This window comes from Agromyces sp. NPDC052230 (assembly GCF_040679595.1).
In the GTDB taxonomy this organism is placed as follows: Bacteria; Actinomycetota; Actinomycetes; order Actinomycetales; family Microbacteriaceae; genus Agromyces.
This window is the reverse complement of the sequence record NZ_JBFAVC010000011.1, coordinates 31,496-50,098: the sequence shown is the minus strand read 5'-3', so window position 1 is coordinate 50,098 and position 18,603 is coordinate 31,496. Positions and strand designations below refer to the sequence as shown.

The 18,603-nt window shown below is 71.0% G+C and carries 15 protein-coding genes; 4 read left to right on the top strand and 11 right to left on the bottom strand.

Annotated features, from left to right (window positions below; translation table 11 throughout):
• The first annotated feature begins 152 nt into the window (after window positions 1-152).
• Genes xylA through AB0K73_RS19915 form a run of 3 tightly spaced genes read left to right on the top strand, consistent with a single transcriptional unit; the run spans window position 153 to window position 3,690 of the window.
• Complete coding sequence (gene xylA, locus AB0K73_RS19925) at window positions 153-1,346, top strand: xylose isomerase (protein ID WP_360519069.1); 1,194 nt, start codon at window positions 153-155, stop codon at window positions 1,344-1,346.
• Between the two features lie 9 nt (window positions 1,347-1,355).
• The gene (locus tag AB0K73_RS19920; RefSeq protein WP_360519066.1) at window positions 1,356-2,771 is read left to right on the top strand and encodes an FGGY family carbohydrate kinase; all 1,416 of its coding nucleotides are present in this window, start codon (window positions 1,356-1,358) and stop codon (window positions 2,769-2,771) included.
• Between the two features lie 16 nt (window positions 2,772-2,787).
• Window positions 2,788-3,690, top strand: a complete 903-nt coding sequence (locus AB0K73_RS19915) for an endo-1,4-beta-xylanase (protein ID WP_360519063.1) — start codon at window positions 2,788-2,790, stop codon at window positions 3,688-3,690.
• Window positions 3,691-3,702: 12 nt separating this feature from the next.
• On the opposite strand, the gene AB0K73_RS19910 is transcribed toward AB0K73_RS19915, so the two are convergent.
• The 5 genes from AB0K73_RS19910 to AB0K73_RS19890 form a co-directional block, all read right to left on the bottom strand.
• Window positions 3,703-6,249, bottom strand: a complete 2,547-nt coding sequence (locus AB0K73_RS19910; RefSeq protein WP_360519060.1) for a DUF4062 domain-containing protein — start codon at window positions 6,247-6,249, stop codon at window positions 3,703-3,705.
• Window positions 6,250-6,294: 45 nt separating this feature from the next.
• On the bottom strand, window positions 6,295-7,407 hold the full coding sequence (locus AB0K73_RS19905; RefSeq protein WP_360519057.1) for a glycerate kinase: 1,113 nt from the start codon (window positions 7,405-7,407) through the stop codon (window positions 6,295-6,297).
• Window positions 7,404-8,147 (bottom strand): ThuA domain-containing protein, encoded by a 744-nt coding sequence (locus tag AB0K73_RS19900; RefSeq protein ID WP_360519054.1) that lies wholly within the window; start codon window positions 8,145-8,147, stop codon window positions 7,404-7,406. The genes AB0K73_RS19905 and AB0K73_RS19900 overlap by 4 nt, the downstream gene beginning before the upstream one ends.
• An 11-nt stretch (window positions 8,148-8,158) precedes the next feature.
• The gene (locus AB0K73_RS19895; protein WP_360519051.1) at window positions 8,159-10,162 is read right to left on the bottom strand and encodes a beta-galactosidase; all 2,004 of its coding nucleotides are present in this window, start codon (window positions 10,160-10,162) and stop codon (window positions 8,159-8,161) included.
• Between the two features lie 112 nt (window positions 10,163-10,274).
• Window positions 10,275-11,564: an extracellular solute-binding protein gene (locus tag AB0K73_RS19890; protein WP_360519048.1), complete on the bottom strand. Its 1,290-nt coding sequence runs from the start codon at window positions 11,562-11,564 to the stop codon at window positions 10,275-10,277.
• 152 nt (window positions 11,565-11,716) lie between these two features.
• On the opposite strand from AB0K73_RS19890, the gene AB0K73_RS19885 reads away from it, so the two are divergent.
• The gene (locus AB0K73_RS19885; protein WP_360519045.1) at window positions 11,717-12,256 is read left to right on the top strand and encodes a DUF488 domain-containing protein; all 540 of its coding nucleotides are present in this window, start codon (window positions 11,717-11,719) and stop codon (window positions 12,254-12,256) included.
• Between the two features lie 35 nt (window positions 12,257-12,291).
• On the opposite strand, the gene AB0K73_RS19880 is transcribed toward AB0K73_RS19885, so the two are convergent.
• The 6 genes from AB0K73_RS19880 to AB0K73_RS19855 all read right to left on the bottom strand — a co-directional run bounded on the left by AB0K73_RS19880 (window position 12,292) and on the right by AB0K73_RS19855 (window position 18,538).
• Window positions 12,292-12,987 (bottom strand): hypothetical protein, encoded by a 696-nt coding sequence (locus AB0K73_RS19880; RefSeq protein WP_360519042.1) that lies wholly within the window; start codon window positions 12,985-12,987, stop codon window positions 12,292-12,294.
• Between the two features lie 7 nt (window positions 12,988-12,994).
• Window positions 12,995-13,915 (bottom strand): carbohydrate ABC transporter permease, encoded by a 921-nt coding sequence (locus tag AB0K73_RS19875; RefSeq protein WP_360519039.1) that lies wholly within the window; start codon window positions 13,913-13,915, stop codon window positions 12,995-12,997.
• The gene (locus AB0K73_RS19870) at window positions 13,912-14,820 is read right to left on the bottom strand and encodes a sugar ABC transporter permease (protein WP_360519145.1); all 909 of its coding nucleotides are present in this window, start codon (window positions 14,818-14,820) and stop codon (window positions 13,912-13,914) included. Before AB0K73_RS19870 ends, AB0K73_RS19875 begins: the two co-directional genes overlap by 4 nt.
• 185 nt (window positions 14,821-15,005) lie before the next feature.
• Entirely contained in the window at window positions 15,006-16,289 is a 1,284-nt protein-coding gene (locus AB0K73_RS19865; RefSeq protein WP_360519036.1) for an extracellular solute-binding protein, read from the bottom strand.
• Window positions 16,290-16,505: 216 nt separating this feature from the next.
• Window positions 16,506-17,600, bottom strand: coding sequence for a Gfo/Idh/MocA family oxidoreductase (locus AB0K73_RS19860; protein ID WP_360519033.1), 1,095 nt, complete (start codon window positions 17,598-17,600; stop codon window positions 16,506-16,508).
• Window positions 17,597-18,538 (bottom strand): PmoA family protein, encoded by a 942-nt coding sequence (locus AB0K73_RS19855; RefSeq protein WP_360519030.1) that lies wholly within the window; start codon window positions 18,536-18,538, stop codon window positions 17,597-17,599. The genes AB0K73_RS19860 and AB0K73_RS19855 overlap by 4 nt, the downstream gene beginning before the upstream one ends.
• Between the last annotated feature and the right edge of the window lie 65 nt (window positions 18,539-18,603).

The window sequence follows — 18,603 nt, the reverse complement described above, 5'->3', positions numbered from 1 at the left end:
GGTGAAACGCGACGGCCCGTACCCAGACGACTCCAACGGCGGAGTTTGTGGGAATGAGGAACAAATAGGGTGCTCGCCGACTTGCACCGACGGGTGTCCGAAGGTTATGTTTTCTACGCCAACAAATCATCGACGACGCTGAGAGGCGGATCATGGCCAGCGCCCCGACCCGTGACGACAAGTTCTCCTTCGGTCTCTGGACCGTCGGCTACAACGGCACCGACCCCTTCGGCGGCCCCACACGGCATCCGCTCGACGTGGTGCACGTCGTCGAGAAGCTCGCCGAGCTCGGCGCCTTCGGCCTCACGTTCCACGACGACGACCTGTTCGCGTTCGGCTCCTCCGACAGCGAGCGCCAGAAGCAGATCGACCGCCTGAAGCAGGCGCTCGCCGACACCGGGCTCATCGTGCCGATGATCACCACCAACCTCTTCAGCGCGCCCGTCTTCAAGGACGGCGGCTTCACCTCGAACGACCGTGCCGTGCGCCGCTTCGCGCTCCGCAAGGTGCTGCGCAACCTCGACCTCGCCGCCGAGCTCGGGGCGAAGACCTTTGTCATGTGGGGCGGCCGCGAGGGCGCCGAGTACGACGCGGCCAAGGACATCCGCTCGGCCCTCGAGCGCTACCGCGAGGCCGTGAACCTGCTCGGCGACTACGTGACCGACAAGGGTTACGACCTCCGCTTCGCCATCGAGCCGAAGCCGAACGAGCCCCGCGGCGACATCCTGCTGCCGACCGTCGGCCACGCGCTCGCGTTCATCGACTCGCTCGAGCGCCCCGAGCTCGTCGGCCTCAACCCCGAGGTCGGCCACGAGCAGATGGCGGGGCTCAACTTCGCCGCCGGCATCGCGCAGGCGCTCTACCACGACAAGCTCTTCCACATCGACCTCAACGGCCAGCGCGGCATCAAGTACGACCAGGACCTCGTCTTCGGCCACGGCGATCTGCACAACGCGTTCGCGCTCGTCGACCTGCTCGAGAACGGCGGCCCCGGCGGTGGCCAGGCGTACACCGGCCCCCGTCACTTCGACTACAAGCCGTCGCGCACCGAAGACGAGACCGGCGTGTGGGACTCGGCCGCCGCGAACATGCGCACCTACCTGCTGCTGAAGGAGCGCGCGGCGGCGTTCCGCGCCGATCCCGAGGTGCAGGAGGCGCTCGAGGCCGCGAAGGTGCTCGAGCTCGCGCAGCCGACGCTCGGCGAGGGCGAGTCGTACGACGACCTGCTCGCCGACCGCGCCGCCTACGAGGACTTCGACCCGTCGGTCTACCTCGGCGGCAAGGGCTTCGGGTTCGTCCGCCTGCAGCAGCTCGCGACCGAGCACCTGCTCGGCGCTCGGCGCTAGGCAGGCCACATGGCACTGGTCGCCGGCGTCGACTCGTCGACGCAGTCCTGCAAGGTCGTGATCCGGGATGCCGCGACCGGGGCGCTCGTACGCTCGGGCCGAGCCGCGCATCCCGACGGCACCGAGGTCGACCCGGCCGCGTGGTGGGGCGCCCTGCTCACGGCCTTCGCCGACGCGGGCGGGTTCGACGGCGTCGAGGCCGTCTCGATCGCAGGACAGCAGCACGGCATGGTCGCGCTCGATGCCGAGGGCCGTGCCATCCGCGACGCTCTGCTGTGGAACGACACCCGGTCGGCGCAAGCGGCGCGCGACCTCATCGACGAGGTGGGCGCCGCCGAGTATGCGCGCCGAACGGGCGTCGTGCCCGTCGCGTCGTTCACCGCCACGAAGCTGCGCTGGCTCCGCGACGCCGAACTCGAGAACGCCGCCCGGGTCGCCGCGGTCGCACTCCCACACGACTGGCTGACCTGGCGCCTGCGCGGGTTCGGCCCGCAGGGCGAGTCGCCCCTCGGTCCGGTACTCGACGAGCTGACGACCGACCGCTCCGACGCGAGCGGCACGGCCTACTGGAGCGCGGCCGGGTATGACCGCGACCTCCTCGAGCGCGCCCTCGGCCACGACGCGGTCCTCCCCCGTGTGCTCGGTGCCGGTGAGGCGGCCGGACGCACCCCCGACGGCATGCTCGTCGGCCCCGGCGCGGGCGACAACGCCGCGGCCGCACTCGGCCTCGACGCGGCATCCGGCGACGTCGTCGTCTCGATCGGCACGAGCGGCACGGTGTTCGCGGTGACGGATGCCCCCGTCGCCGACGTCTCGGGCACCGTGGCGGGCTTTGCCGATGCCACGGGTCGGTACCTCCCGCTCATCGCGACGCTGAACGCCGCCCGCGTGCTCGACGCCACCGCGCGACTCCTCGCGGTCGACCACGCCGAGCTCGGACGCCTCGCGCTCGAGGCCGAGCCCGGGGCATCCGGCGCCGTCCTCGTGCCGTACTTCGAAGGCGAGCGCACGCCGAACCTCCCGGGCGCCACGGCGTCGCTCACGGGCCTCACCCTTGCGAACACCACGCGTCCGGCGGTCGCCCGCGCGGCGATCGAGGGCATGCTCTGCGGCCTCGCCGACGGGCTCGACGCGGTACGCGGCCAGGGCGTCGCGGCCGAGCGGGTGCTGCTCATCGGCGGCGCCGCGCAGAACCCCGCGGTGCGACGCATCGCCGCGCAGGTCTTCGACGTGCCCGTGGTCGTGCCGGCCCCGGGCGAGTACGTCGCCGACGGCGCCGCGCGCCAGGCCGCGTGGGTGCTCTCGGGCGAGCGTCCGGGCTGGCCGGTCGAGATCGCCGAGGAGGTCGCCCCCGACACGCGGCCCGAGATCCGCCGTCAGTACGCCGAGCGCGCGGGGGCCGTCGCGGCCGCGGCGAGCGCCTGACGGAGCGGAGAGACCCGTGCTTCGGCGTGCCACCGTGGCATCCGCCCCCGCCCATCGCCTCGTCGACGCGACCGTCACGGTGCTCGGCCCCGACCGACGACCGCTCGCCGACGCCGACGTGACCGTCGAGCAGACCCGACACGCCTTCGTGTTCGGCAACATCGGCTTCGACCTCATCGCCCTCGCGAACGGCGAGGGGCAGCCCGGCGACGATCAGCTCGCCGCCGACTGGCTCGACCTCTTCAACACGGCGACGCTGCCGTTCTACTGGGCCGAGTTCGAGCCGGTCCGTGGCCGACCGCGAACCGAGCCCCTGCGGCGGGCCGCCGAGTGGTTCGCCGCGCGGGGCGTCGCGCTGAAGGGGCATCCGCTCGCCTGGCACTCCCTCGCGCCCGACTGGCTCCTGCCGCTCGCGACCGACGAGGTCGAGGTGGCGCAGCGGGCGCGCATCCGCCGGGAGGTCACGGAGTTCGCAGGTCTCATCGACACGTGGGATGCGATCAACGAGGTCGTCATCATGCCGGTGTTCGACAAGGAGGAGAACGGCCTCACCCGGCTCGCGCGGGCACGCGGACGCATCCCGACGATCCGGCTCGCGTTCGAGGAGGCCCGCGCCGCGAACCCCGCCGCGACGCTGCTGCTCAACGACTTCGACCTCTCGAGCGCCTACGAGTGCCTCATCGAGGGCGTGCTCGAGGCCGGCACGCGCAAGCCGTCCTGCGACGCCCTGCACGCGCTCGTGAAGGGCGAGTGGTGGCTGCCCCCGACGACGCTGCGAACGGATGCCTCGGGCCGCGTGTCCGTGGCCGGATTCGCCGGCGACTACGAGGTGCTGACGGGCGGCGCGGCGACGACGTTCGCGCTGGCGCCCGGCGCTGAGGCATCCGTCACGGTGACGTTGGAGCCCGCGCGCGGCTGACGCGCCGCGCCGTCACGTCAGCGCGACCTCGACGATGTCGGCCAGTTCGGCCTCGCGCCCGGTTCGCCGTGCGTCCTCGAAGCGTTCGGCGTCGGGCCCGGCCAGCAGGCGATCGAGGTGGGGCTCGTAGAACGACATCGGCGATCGCGCGGGCAGGCCCTTCCGCGCTCGGATGCCCTCGGCGGCGCCGAGCATCCGGCCCGCGCGCTCGATGTCTCCGGAGGTCTCCGCGACCGCGAACAGGCCCTCGAGCGCATCCGCGATCCCCTCCTCATGCCCGATCGTCGAGACGAGCAGGAGCTCCTCCGCGAAGCACTCGCCCGCAGACCCTGCCTCACCGCCGAGCAGACGTGCCCATCCCAGGTGACTCAGCGAGACCGCCTGGCCGAGGAGGTCCTCGATACGACGCGCCTGCGCCAGGCTCGTCTCGAACTGCAGCTCCGCCTCACCGCCTCGGCCCCGTGCCAACTGCATGCGGCCGACCATGACCCCGACCACGGCTCCGGCGAACGCGTCGTCGTATTCCTCGGCGAGCTGCAGGGCACGGCGGGAGTTCTCCTCGGCGGCGTCGACGTCGGGCGGTCCCTGGGCGAACTGCGCGACCGCCAGCGCCGCGAGTGCGAGGGACTCACCACGTCGGTCACCCTCATGCCGGAAGTAGTCGGCGCACCGGGCCAGCGCGGGAACCACCGAGAAGTCGGACGACCGCCAGTAGCTGATGGCGTTGATGCAGTACTCGGCGATGATCCGCGAACGCTCGGTGAGTTCTGCATCGTGCTCGAGGAGACGGCTCATCCACGACCGGATCTCACCGGCCCGGCCGCCACCCCACCAGAACGTGTACATCGGCCACGCCAGCTCCGCGACGTCGTCGAACCGCTGCGATTCGAAGAGATGCTCGACCGCTGCGCGCACCTCGTCCTGTTCCTCCAGGAGGCGCGTCACGCGCTCCACCTGGCCCTGCCAGGTGCCGGAGGATCCGGCCGCGATCGCGAGTCCGACGTAGAAGGCGGCATGCCGGTCCTGCGCTTCGGTCAGGCGTCCGCGTTCGGCGAGCTGATCGCGCCCGTACTCGCGGACCGTCGCCAGCATCGTGAACCACGGGCGCGAGCCACGGTCCTGCTCGCGTACGAGACTGCCGTCGACGAGCGCGCCGAGCGCGTCCACTACGTCGACGCCGGCCCGCCCGTCGGCCATCCACTCGACCGCGTCGAGGCCGAAGCCGACCCGGAACACGCCGAGGCGTTGCAGCAGCTCCGCCTCGCCCTCCGGGAGCAGCTTCGCACTCCAGTCGATCGTGGCCCGGAGGGTGCGCTGACGCTCGGGAAGGTCGCGAGCGCCCGTGACGAGCAGGGGGAGGGCGTGGTCGAGCCGTTCCACCAGGGCCGAGGTCGTCAGCACGCGGAGGCGCGCGGCGGCGAGCTCGAGCGCGAGCGGCGCGTTGTCGAGCGCCTCGCAGATGGCGGTCACCTCCGCCGCGTTGCCCGCATCGAGCTCGAAGTCGGGTTTCACGGCCCGGGCCCGCTCGACGAACAACTCGACCGCCGTCGCCGACGGAAGTGGCCCGAGTGGCACGTTCTGCTCGCCGCGGACCCGAAGGAGGATCCGGCTCGTCGCGAGCACGGAGGCCTGCGAGCCCTCGAGCAGCAGTCCCGTCAGCTCGGGCGCCGCATCCACGACCTGCTCCACGTTGTCGAGCACGATCAGCATCCGGCGGCCGGCGATCGCGTGGCGCACCTTCTCGGCCAGCGGCAGGTCTCCGGCGTCGCGTATGCCGAGCGCGTTCGCGACCGCCGTGATCGCGAGCGCGGGGTCGAGCACGGGCGCGAGGTCGACGAACACGACCCCGTCGGGGTACGACGGCTCCACTTCCCGGGCGGCCGCCACCGCCAGGCGGCTCTTGCCGATCCCGCCGGGACCGGTGATGGTCACCAGCCGGTGGCGATCGTCCGTCAGCATGCCGGTGATGCTGCCGAGCTCGTCGACCCGGCCAACCAGCCGCGTCAACGGCGACGGCAGGCGCACGACCTCGGTCGAGAACACCTCCGTCGCGGGCTCGCCGAGCGCGTCGTCACGGCGACCCGCGGCGTCGAACCGCTCCGCCAGGAGGGTCGCGAGGTCGGTGGTGACGAGCGTGGCGAGCTCGGCGGCATCCGTGAACGCCACGTACGACGCCCCATCGTCGCGGCGGATCCGCTCGAGCAGCGCGTCGAGCCGTTCGTGCCGGTGCTCGGTGCGCTTGAGGTAGATGAGCTTGGGGATGTCGGGCGCCAGGTTCCACTCGTCCTCGAGACCCGAGACCTCCTCGCCCGGGGCGACCCAGCCGTACTGCTCCCAGTAGATGCCGACGAAGATGTCGCTCTGTTCGAGGTACGCCCGGTACAACGACCGCGGCGGATGCGGCCGGGCGCCGAGTTCGAACATGACGGGCGCCAGCGCAAGCCGCTCGATCGCCGATCGCACCGCGCGACGCTCGTCGGCGAGCTCCCGGAGCGTGGAGCTGACGAACACGCGCAGGCGCTGGTCGGGCGTACGGATCCCCCGCGGCGTCGGCCCCATGCTGCACAGTCTCGTTGGTCGCCCAGGGCATGTCCACCCGTGCGGCTACCCAAGAACGGTCGACAGGCGGGCGAGTTCCGCGCCGGCTCGCTCGAGCCAGCGCAGGGGCTCGGCCATCGCAGCCGCACCGCCGCCCGCGAGGTCGGCCAAGGCGACGGATGCCGCGAACCCGCGCGGTTCGGCAGCGATCGCGCCGGCCACCAGCGCGGTCGGCACGCCCGCGGCGCGCGCGATGGCCGCGACCACCGTGGGCGCCTTGCCCGCCTCGGACTGCCCGTCGAAGCGGCCCTCCCCCGTGATCACGAGGTCGGAGCCGTCGATGGCAGCCCCGAGCCCGATCGCCGCCGCCACGAGGTCGGCCCCGCCGGCCATCTCGGCGCCCCACGCGAGCAGCCCGAACCCGGTGCCGCCCGCGGCTCCGGCGCCGGGCAGTGCGGCGAGCTCGCTCAGTTCCTCGGGCATGAGCTCGGCGAGCCGCTCCAGATTCCGCTCGAGCAGCTCGACGGTCTCGGCATCCGCTCCTTTCTGCGGTCCGAACACCGCAGCGGCGCCGTATTCGCCGAGGAGCGGATTCGTGACGTCGCCGAGGATCACCGCGCCTCCCGCCGGCAGCGACCTGAGCTCGGAGAGGTCCACGCGCACGAGCGCACGGAGCCCGCGGTTGCCGAGCCCGACGGGCGCGCCCGAGGCATCCGTGAACCGTGCGCCCAGCACGGCGAGCGCACCCGTGCCGCCGTCGGTCGAAGCGCTGCCGCCGAGGGCGAGCAGCAGCCGGGACACTCCCGCATCGAGGGCCGCGGCGATCGCCTCGCCGAAGCCGGCCGTGTGCGCGTCGAGCGGCGCGAGCGGTTCGAGCAGCGTGATGCCCGACGTCGCGGCGAGCTCCACGACGCCCGTGCGGTCGGGGAGCAGCACCCAGTGCGTCGCGACGCGCGCAGCGTCGGGTCCGGGGCCGCGCACCGTCACCGGCAGGCGTCGAGCGCCTGGCACCGCGGACTCGAATGCGTCGAGCGTGCCCTCGCCGCCGTCGGCCATGGGCCGCAGCACGAGGTCGTCGGCCGGATGCACCGAGCGCCATCCCGAGGCGAGGGCGGCAGCGGCATCCGCAGCGCTCGCCGTGCCCTTGAACGAGTCGGGTGCGATGACGACGCGCGTCACGACGCGTCGAAGGTCGGCGCCGGCACGTGCGACAGCCAGTCGAGCGCGCGCGTGAGGAGCTCGCGATGCGCGGCCGATTCGTACGAGCGCACGTCGTGTCCGAGCGCGTCGTACACGAGCCGCGAGCGGCCGATCTCGCGGGCCCACACGAGAGGGTGCCGCATACCGTCCTCCTCGTGCTCGGCGATCGGCTCGATCACGGCGTCGAGGCGCAGACCCGAGTAACGCTCGTCGAAGACCGTGAAGTCGGTGAGTCCATCGGCGATCGGGTGCGAGCCGGCGACATGCACGAGCGCCTCGCCGATCGGCGGATGCCACGACACGTCCTCGATCCAACGTGCGCCGAGGGCGTGCTCGAAGGCAGGCACCTCGGGCAGGCTCGCCGCCGCCACGTGCATCGCGAGGATCCCGATGCCGCGATCGAGGGCGGCGTCGAGGCCGGCGGATGCCGCGGTGATCTCGTCGTCGCGCGCCGGACCCGGGTCGGGCGCACCCTCGGGCAGCGGCATGGTGGGGCTGCCGGCGTTCACCACGAGGAGGTCGGCGTCGCCGAGGTTGGCGAGTCCGCCGAGCAGGTCGTCGCTCACGTCGACGCGGTATCCCGCCCCGGCGACGATGCCGGCAAGGGCGGCGCTGGTCTCGGCGAAGGCGTGCCACGGATCGGCGTAGCGGCCCGAACCGCTGAGGATGAGCGCCCGCATCTCGCCTCCTCCGGTCTCGCGTCGATCGTAACCTGCCATGGTGGTCGCCGTCATCGTCCGAGCACCAGGGCCCAGTCGAACGGGCCGAGTCGCACGGATTCGACCCGCTCACCGGTCACGGCGTCGATCCCCGTGATCGGCACCTCCACCTCGCCGTCGTGCTCGCCTCCGTGGTTCACGAGGGTCACGAGCTCGCCGCGTCGGGCGACCTCGACGTGTTCGGGCAGCCCGTCGACGACGGGCCCGATGCCCGCGTCGGCGAGCACGTGGTCGACCATGGCGAGCGCTCCCGCCTCGTCGGGCACGGTCGCGAGGTAGCGGGCGACACCCGCTCCGGCGGAGCGAGCGGTGAGGGCCGGATGCCCCGCCCGGCGGCCGCTCGTGAACACGGCCTCGACCGTGGCATCCGTCGCCTCGATCTCCTCCGCGAGGAGGGTGCCCACCTGCTCGGGGACGAACTCGCCGACGAACCGGGCGTCCCGCTCGCCGGGCGCGGCGGCCGGTGCGGAGGGTGCGACGAGGGCGCCGAAGTCCTCGAGGCGGATGCCGCAGAGCCCGCCGAGTTGGGTCAGGAATCCGCCGTCGCGGAACCGGTCGAACTCGTCGACGACGTCGGTGAAGGGGCCGGCGAGCAGATGCCCGCCGCCCTCGACGAACGACGTGAGCGCCGCGGCATCCGCCCTGCGCAGCAGGTAGAGGAGCGGTGCGATCGCGAGCGCGTACCGGCCGTCGACCCGCGACGGCGGCACGATGTCGACCTGCACGTGCCGGCGGTGCAGCGCGCGGTACCAGCGCTGCACGATCGCGAGGTAGTCGACCTGGTTCATCGGGTGATCGGATGCCTCGACCGCCCACCAGTTCTCCCAGTCGAACACGAGCGCCACCCGCGCGTCGCTGGTGCCGGGCGCGGCCGTGGGCAGCGTGGGAAGTGCCGCGAGTTGCTCGCCGAGCGCGACCACCTCCCGCCACGTTCGCGTGTCGGTGCCCGCGTGCGGGAGCATCGCGGAGTGGAACTTCTCGGCGCCGGCCATCGACTGCCGCCACTGGAAGAACAGGATCCCGTCGGCACCCCGGCCGATCGCCTGCGCGCTCAGCGCAGCCATCTGCCCGGGCGCCTTCGGCGCGTTCGACGGCCGCCAATTCAGGGCATTGCTCGCCTGCTCCATCAGGATCCACGGCACCTCGGGCTTCAGCGACCGCACCAGGTCGCGCTGGAACGCCGCCGCCCGGAACGACTCGGGGTCGTTCGGGTCGGGGTAGGCGTCGTCGCTGATGACGTCCATGTGCTCGGCCCACTGCGCGTAGTTCGCGGGCTTGAACGCGCCCATGAAGTTCGTCGTGATCGGCTGCGTCGCCCCGGCCGCACGCAGGAGCTCACGCTCCATCAGGTAGCACTCGAGCAGCATGTCGCTCGTGAACCGGCGGTAGTCGAGGAGCTGGCCGGGGTTCACGCTGTACGGCGCCATCCGCGGCGGGAGCACCTCGTCGAAGGACGGGTAGCGCTGCGACCAGAAGCTCGTTCCCCAGGCGTCGTTGAGGGTCTGGATGTCGCCGTAGCGGGCGGCGAGCCAACGCCGGAACCCGTCCCGCGCGGCATCCGAGAAATCCATGTTCAGGTGGCAGCCGTACTCATTGTTCACGTGCCACATGACGACCGCCGGATGCCGCGCATACCGCTCGGCGATCGCGGTCACGACTTCGCCGGCGAGGCGGCGGTATACGGGCGAGGACGGCGCGAAGTGCTGCCGACTGCCCGGCCAGTACGTGGCGCCGCGATCGTCCTGCGGCAGCATCTCGGGGTACGCGGCCGTCGCCCACGGCGGCGGCGACGCGGTCGCGGTCGCGAGGTCGACCGCGATGCCGCCCTCGTGCAGGAGGTCGATCACGCGGTCGAGCCACCCGAAATCGAACTCGCCCTCACGCGGCTGGAGGCGCGACCACGAGAAGATGCCGAGGCTCACCATGGTGACCCCGGCCTCGCGCATCCGCGCGGCATCCTCGGGCCACACCTCCTCGGGCCACTGCTCGGGGTTGTAGTCGGCGCCGTAGTGCATCGGATCTCCATGTCGTCGTGGTGCGGAGGGGAACGGCACGAGTGGGCGAACTTGGCGGGCCCGCAAGCGGATCTGCGCCAGGTTCGCCCACTCGTGCGAGCGGATCGGCGGGTCAGCCGAGGATGACACCTGCCTCGGTCATGAACTGCTGCACCGCGTCGTCGACGCTGAGGGCCCCGAGGCCGATCGACTTGCCGAGGTCCCAGAAGGTCTGCTCGAGCGAACCGTAGCCCACGACCGGCACGGGCGGCGCCTCGCCGATGCGGTCGGCGACCGACTCGAGGTAGTCGGCGACCTGCGCATCGACACCCTCGAGCGTCGTGCCGGCGAGCTTCGTCTCGGAGGCCGGGAAGCCGAGCGTGGTGCCGAAGACCTCGCCCGCCTGCTCGCTGTTCACGACGAAGTCGAGCCACATGGCCGCGGCCTCGGGGTGCTCGGTGGTCTTCGAGATCGCCATCTGCAGGCCGGCCTGGCGGTACAGGTCCTTGGCGTCGGTCTCGTCGGTGGGCGGCGCGACCAGCGTGATCGACGCGGCTCCCGAGTCGGCGAGGTATCCGCCGAGGAAGTTGCTCCAGCTCGCCTCGCTCGCGGTGAGGCTCGCACCGAAGCCCGACTTCGGCGTGAGTTCCTCGAGCTTCTGCTGCGGAATCGCCACGCCGTTGCGGGCGGCCGCGCCCGACTCCCAGAAGTCGCGAAGCTCGTCCTCGGTGAAACCGAGCTCGCCGTCCTCGGTGTAGAGGTTCTTGCCCTGCGCACGCAGCACGTTCTCGAATGTCTGGATGCGCTGGGTCATGTCCGTGCCGCCGTAGATCGCGCCACCCGTGGCCTCGGTGACCGACGCCATCCACTCGTCGTATTCCTCGGACGAGGTGCCGCCCTCGTACGGTTCGACGCCCGCCTGCTCGATGAGGGCGTCGTTGAGGAAGACCGCCCACGCGCTGTAGCCGGTGGGCAGCGAGTACTGGGTGCCCTCGAGCTGGCCGGTCTGCTTGAGCCCGTCGTCGAACGCGTCGAAGTCGATGTACTCCGACACCGTCTCGAGGTCGAGGAGCAGTCCGGGCTCGGCGTACTCCCGGAGGTACGAGTCGGAGAACTGCCACACGTCGGGGAGTCCCCCGCCGGCCGCCTCGGTCTTGCGCTTCTCCCAGTACGACGGGAAGTCGGTGAAGTTGCCCTCGATCGTGATGTTCGGGTGCTCCTCCTCGAATGCGTCGATGAGGTCCTGGTAGCGCTTGGCCCGATCGTCGTTGCCCCACCAGGTGAAGACGAGCGTGACCTCCTCGTCAGGATCGTAGGCGGAGGCCGGCTCGGGATCGCCGGCGCAGCCGGTGAGGGCGAGGGCAGCCGCACCGGTGAGGGCTACCGCGGCGAGCATGCGCTGCCGGACTCGGGTCGTGAACATCGGGTTCCTCCAGGACGTCATCGTGCTGTGTGCAGGGGGTGCGCATCTCGATTGGGAAAGCGCATTCCCGCACACTAGCCCGACACGTTTCATTCGTCAATGGCTCCAGGACGGACTGCGCATCAGCAACGGAATGGGCGAGAATCGGCCGCATGCTCATCTCCGTGGGGCACGGCCGTCTGGAGCGCGACGAGTTCGCCGATCTCCTGCGCGCCGCGGGGATCGAGGCGCTCGTCGACATCCGGCGTTACCCCGGCAGCCGTCGCAATCCCGACGTCGCCCGTGAGGCGATGGCCGAGTGGCTTCCGGCATCGGGCGTCGCCTATCGCTGGGAGCCCCTCCTCGGCGGACGACGCCGCCTTCCACCCGAGGCTCCTCGAGAGGACCCCTGGTGGCAGGTCGAGCAGTTCGCCGCCTACGCGGCCTACACGCGCACCGCCGAGTTCCAGGCGGCGTTCGCCGACCTGTCGCAGCAGTCCGCCCGCGCGCGCACGGCCATGATGTGCAGCGAGAGCGTCTGGTGGCGCTGCCACCGACGGCTCGTCGCCGACGTTGCGGTGCTGCAGTTCGGCGAATCGGTCGAGCACCTCATGCACGACGGAGGGCTACGGCAGCACGAGCCCGCCGCCGGTGCCCGCGTGCGGGGCGACGGCGCGGTGGTGTGGGATCGCATCGACGCGGCCGACGCGTGACCGCGGCCACACCTCGACGCCGTCGGACCTCAGCATCAGCCGCTGCCGTCTCCCTCCCGCCCGCGCCGCGGCCGCTCGGGCGCCGCGACGATCGCCAGTGCCACGCACCCGAGCGCGGGAACCACGAGCGGCGCGAGCTGCCACGTGACCACGACCGCGAAGACGCCCGTCGCCAGCAGATAGGCGGCGCCGACAGGATCGTCGCGGATCGCCCGCGGCGCCCCGCGCATCGCCCCGAACCAGCCGAGCCGCGGCGTCCAGCGACCCGCAGCCGTGAACAGTACGAGCACGAGCGCCCCCAGTCCGGCCCAGCCGACGAGAGCCACCACGGGGCCGCCCGGCAGCACGCCCGTCGACGCGAGGTCGATGTCGAGCGCCAACACGGCTGCGAGCATGGCGGATGCCGCGCCGACCCCGATCCCGCCGACGAGCGACGCCTTCACGTCCCGCCAGAACCAGCCGAGCGCCGAGTCCTCGGCCCGCAGGTACCTGCGGAGGTGGCGCACGCCGGCCGCGAGCGCGGCGGGGAGCGTGATCACCGGCAGCGACACGAGGCTCACGAGGATGCCGACGAGCAGCACCTCGCCGAGGAGGCCGAAGGCGCTGCGCGCCCCAGGGAAGCGCGCGACCGCAGCGGATTCGTCACTCGTCGGGCCGCTTCCCGAGAGGGCGGCGCGGTGGGCGGCACGGCGAGCGCTGCGTCGTGCGGACTGATCGGAGGCGCGGGACATCCGGAACCTACCCTTTCAACCCCTGCGTCGCGACGCCATCGACGAGGAAGCGCTGGAACACGATGAAGAAGATGAGGATCGGCAGCAGCGCGAGGAACGACACCGCGACGGTCGCCCCGTAGTCGGAGGTCGCGGTCGCGTCGTTGTAGAGGCGCAACGCGATCGGCAGCGGATACTTCTCGGGACTGTTCACGTACAGGAGCGGGCCGAGGAAGTCGTTCCAGGTCCAGATGAACGTGAAGATCGCACTCGTGATGAGGGCGGGCTTGATGAGCGGCAGGATGATCGACACGAAGATGCGAAGGTGCCCGGCCCCGTCGATGCGGGCCGCCTCGTCCATGTCGCGTGGGATGTTGCGGATGAACTGCACGATGAGGAAGACGAAGAACGCCTCGGTGGCGAGGAACTTCGGCAGGATCAGCGGCCAGTACGTGTCGACCAGTTCGAGCCGGTTGAAGATGATGTACTGCGGGATGATGATCACGTGGAACGGCAGCAGCAGCGTGCCGATCATGGCCGCGAACAGCACGGCCGCCCCCCGGAACCGGATGCGCGCGAACGCGTAGGCGGCGAGCGCCGACGAGATGAGCGTGCCGATCACGGCCATCACCGCGATGAAGAGGCTGTTCGCGAAGAAGCGCCAGAGCGGGGTGCCCCCGATGCCCTCGACGACCTTGATGTAGTTGTCGATCGTCGGACTGTCGGGGAGGAGGCCGGGGTTCTGCCCGAACTCGCTCGACGGCTTGAAGGTCGCGAACACCAGCCACACGAGCGGGTAGAGCACCAGGGCCGTGAGCGCGAGCAGCAGCACGAACCAGATGATCGTGTTGACGGTCTTGCGCTTGACGCGGCGTCGTTGCGGGGCCACCGGCTGGAGCTCCACCTCGAGCAACTCGGGGCGCGGGGTCTCGATCGTGGAGGTGCTCATCGGTTCTCTCCCGCGTAGTGCACCCAGGACTTCTGGGTCTTGAACAGCACGAAGGCGATGATCGCCACGACGATGACGAGCACCCAGGCCATCGCCGAGGCGTAGCCCATCTGCAGGTCGGCGAATCCGCGCTTGTAGAGGTAGACGGTGTAGAAGTTCGTCATGCCGGCGGGCCCGCCCGAGCCGTTCGAGATGATGTACGCCGAGGCGAACACCTGGAACGCGTTGATGGTCTCGAGCAGCAGGTTGAAGAAGATCACGCTCGAGAGCATCGGGATGGTCACCGACCGGAACTTGCGCACCGGGCCGGCGCCGTCGACCTCGGCGGCCTCGTAGAGCTCCTGCGGGATCTGCTTGAGCCCCGCGAGGAAGATCACCATCGGGGCGCCGAACTGCCACACCGCCAACAGGATCATCATGGGGATGACGAGCTGCACGTTGCCGACCCAGCCGCCGATCTCGATGCCGAAGACGCTGAGCGTGCTGTCGACGGGGCCGTCGGTCGAGAACATCGCGCGCCACACGATCGCGACCGACACCGAGGCGCCGATGAGCGAGGGTGCGTAGAACGACGAGCGGAAGAATCCGCTGCCGCGGTTGCGGTAGTTGAGGAGCATGGCCACGGCGAGCGCGGCGGCGAGCTTGATCGGAGTACCGACGAGCACGTAGACGAGCGTGATCTGCACCGACTGCAGGTAGTTGGGGTCCTCGGTGAACATCCGCACGAAGTTGTCGAGCCCGACCCATTCGGGCTCGGTGAAGAGGTTGTACTTCGTGAACGCGAGGTACAGGGAGTAGATCATCGGGCCCACCGTCAGCCCGATGAAGCCGATGAGCCACGGCACCAGGAAGCCGTAGCCGGCCACGCTCTCGCGGCGATTCGCCGCCCGCTTGCCGGCGCTCATGGGCGCACCGCCGGCGCCCTGGTCGCGCTGCACTCGGCGCGTCGTTCGACGCACGCTGCTCGATCGGGCCTCGGCCGTCACGATCGATTCGGTTTCCGTGCTCACGTGGTTCTCCGGTTTCCTGCGAGAACAGTACCCGGGCCCGGCGGGGTGTCGCACACCGGGCCCGGGAGACTGCGCCGGTCTTACTGGTTGAGGACGACGTCCATCTCGTTGAAGAACTGCTCGACGGCGTCATCGACCGTGATGGTGCCGAATCCGAGCTCCTGTCCCAGCTGCCGGAACTTCTCCTCGAGCGAGCCGTAGCCGACGATCGGCACGGGTGGCGCGTCGCCGAGCCGGTCGGCGATCGAGGCCTCGTAGTCGCGGATCTGCTGACCGAGCGGGTCGAGTTCGGCCCCCTCGAGCATGGTCTCGGAGGCGGGGAGCCCTCGGTTGGTCCCGAAGATCGCGCCCGCCTCGGGGCTGTTCACGAGGAAGTTCACGAGGGTCGCCGCCGCCTCGGGGTGGTCGGTGCCCGCCGAGATGGAGTGCAGCATCGACGGCTTGAGGTAGAGGTCCTTTGCACCCTCCTCGGTCACCGGCGGGGCGATCAGGCCGAGTTCGGTGTACTCGGCGCCGAGGTTGCCGAGGTAGCCGGCTCCGAAGTTGTCCCACGTGAGCTCGCTCGCCGTGAGCGCGGCGTCGAAGCCCGAGACCGGGTAGATCTCCTCGAGGCGCTGCTGCGGAATGGTCGAGGAGCGAACGGCGTCGCCCTGCCCCCAGAACGCGGCGAGGTCCTCCTCGGTGAAGTTCGGCTCGCCGTCCTCGGTGAAGAGATCTTCGCCCGTGGCACGCTGCTGGATCTCGAAGTTCTGGATGCGGCCGGTGTAGTCGGTGCCGCCCCAGAGCCCTCCGCCGCCGGCCTCGGTGACCTCGGCCATCCAATCGGCGTAGTCCTCCCAGGTGCCGCCCTCGAACTCCTCCACCCCCGCCTGCTCGAGGAGCTTGGGGTTGGTGAACAGGCCCCACGCGTTGGTGGAGGTCGGGATGCCGGTGGTCTGGCCGTCGACGACGCCGATCTGCAGGATGTTCTCGCTGAGCGGCTCGGTGTCGATGATGCCGCCGAGGTAGGGCTCGAGGTCGAGGAGCAGGCCGTTCTCCGAGTACTGCCGCAGGTACGAGTAGTCGAACTGCATGACGTCGGGAAGCCCGCCGCCGGCCGCCTCGGTCTGGCGCTTCTCCCAGAACTCGGGGAAGCCGAGGAACGACGAGTTCACGGTGATGTTCGGGTACTCCTCGTTGAACGCGTCGATGGCCTCGTCGTAGAGCGCCGCACGCACGTCGTTGCCCCAGAACGCGAGGTTCAGGGTGACCTTCTCGTCGGGATCGTAGGTGGATGCCGCCTCCTGTCCGCCGGCGCCACCGGTGGCGCACCCGCTGAGCGCGAGGGCTGCGCTCGCCGTGACTGCCGCGGCGGCGATCGCCATGCGGTGTCGATGAAGATCGAACATCATTGTCCTCCCGGAAACGTCGTTGTCTGCTGTGTTGGGGGTCTGCTCTGGGAAAGCGTTTACCCTAATGTACTCGCATGGTTTGAGACGGTCAACAGCAAGGGAAAAATCGTTTCAATCCCCAACGGATGTCGCGGTGCCGACCTCCTCGGCAGGCGCTGGGCGCGGGCGCCGCAGACGACTGGCGGCGCGTCAGCGGGGCCGCAGGTCGGTGACGGGACTCTCGAGGCTGCGCCGCCGATCGACGTCCTCGCGGAGCGTCTCGGGGGTGACCACGCGACCCGTCGCCGCCGAGGAGTAGATGGCCGTGACGATCTCGAATGAGCGCGCCGCATCCGTCGCCGTCGACGGGAGCGGTCCGCCCGAGCGCAGCGCGGCGGAGATGTCGCGGATCAGCGGGTCGTGCCCGCTCGCCTCCTCGACATCGGGCAGTCGCCAGCTCGCCGCCACGTCGGCAGGCACACCGGGCGCCGGCGTGATGCGCCAGTGCTCGTGACCGTGGCCGTAGAGGTGGTCGACCGTGACGGTCGCCCGCTCGGTGTCGATGCGGATCGAGCTCGTCTCGCGCGGCGAGAGTGCGCTCGTGATGACGGATGCCACGGTGCCGCCCGCGAACGTCACGACCGCCGTCGAGACATCCTCCGTCTCGGTTTCCCGCCCGAGGCGCCAGAGCTGTCCCTGCGCGCTCGCCCAGTCGCCGAGGAGCCAGGCGAGCAGGTCGAGCTGGTGGATGCCGTGACCGAGCGTGGGCCCGCCGCCCTCGGTGGCCCACTTGCCGCGCCAGGGCACCGCGAAGTACGCCGGGTCGCGGTACCACAGGGTCTGGCAGGTCGCGACGAGGGGTCGTCCGAGCGCACCCGAATCGAGAAGTCGGCGCACCTGGGCGGCGGCGGAACCGGTGCGCTGCTGGAAGACGACCGCGAGCCGGCGATCGTTGCGGGTGGCGGCATCCGTCATCGCATCGAGCTCGTCGAGCGACAGCGCGGCGGGCTTCTCGCATACGACATGCGCGCCCGCGTCGAGTGCGGCGATCGCCTGCTCGGCGTGCACCCCCGGAGGCGTGCAGATGTGCAGCACGTCGATGGCGGCGTCGGCGAGGAGCCGCTCGAGGGATTCGGCGACGTTCGGCACGTTCCAGCGCTCGGCGAACGCGCGGGCATTGGCCGGGTCCCGGTCGACCACGGCGACCAGCTCGGCGTCGGGCGTGGCGGCGAGCGCCGAGGCATGGGCATTCGCGATGGCGCCCGTGCCGACGATCGCGGCGCGCAGGGGGGCGGTGTCGGTCATCGTTCTCCTTCGAATGCGGCCGCGACCACCGCGGCTCCGGCGTCGGCGAGGCGCTGAGCCCGCTCCGGATCACTCGGGCCATCGGCGATCGCGACGCCGTACCGCAGCGACATGGTCGCGCCGGGCTCGATCACGTGCTCCTCGCTGAAGAACGGCGCCGGGCACAGGGCCGCGAAGTCCTCGGAGCGCGCGAACCACTGCGGCGGATGCTGCAGGTTGCCGGGGTCGTCGACCACGACGACGGTGGAGGCGGCGTCCGACTCGTCGTGCCGTCCGCTGAACGCCATCCAGGTCGCGCGGGTGCCTCGCAGCTCGTCGCCGCCGGCGACGCCAGGGGCGAGCACGGTGCCGCCCGTGAACGAGCGCGGCCCGCGCCAGAAGAGCCCGCCGTAGCCGGCGTTCTCGCGGCCTCGGGTGGTGGGTGATCCGATGGGAATCGCGCGGTCGGTCGTGTTGGTCATGCGGGTCGCGAAGCCGAGCACCCACGCGTCGTCGTCGATGACGGATGCCGCGAGCGAGCGCTCCTCGTCGAAGATCGTCTCGCCCTCCTGCGTGACCCATTCGAGGCGTTCGACCGCGCCGACGGCGCCGGAGGTCGTCGCCGCGACATCCGCTTCGATCTCGTCGAACCGGAGGTGACGCTGCTCGCCGTTGTTCGGCAGCTGCACGTAGCCCTCGCCGCGCACGAACGTCGGGCCGCCCCAGAAGTTGTCGTCGCCGACGACGGGCAATGACCAGGCGAGCCCGGTGTGCCAGACGTGGTCGTGCGGGCGGTAGAGGGTGACGGTCTCGCCGCCGAGCGTGCGGAGCGGGCTGAAGTATGGCCGCGGTGACTCGACGGTGTGGTGCCGGGGACGGAAGACGTACTGGGCGAGGAGCCCTCCGTCGGCGTGGAACACGAGGCGCCGGTCGTCGCCGTCGATGCGGAGTTCGGGCATCGGGCTCCTCGGTCTCGGCGACATACGCGCGTGTGCGGATGCCGTGCGCGGCTGGGAAAGCGCTA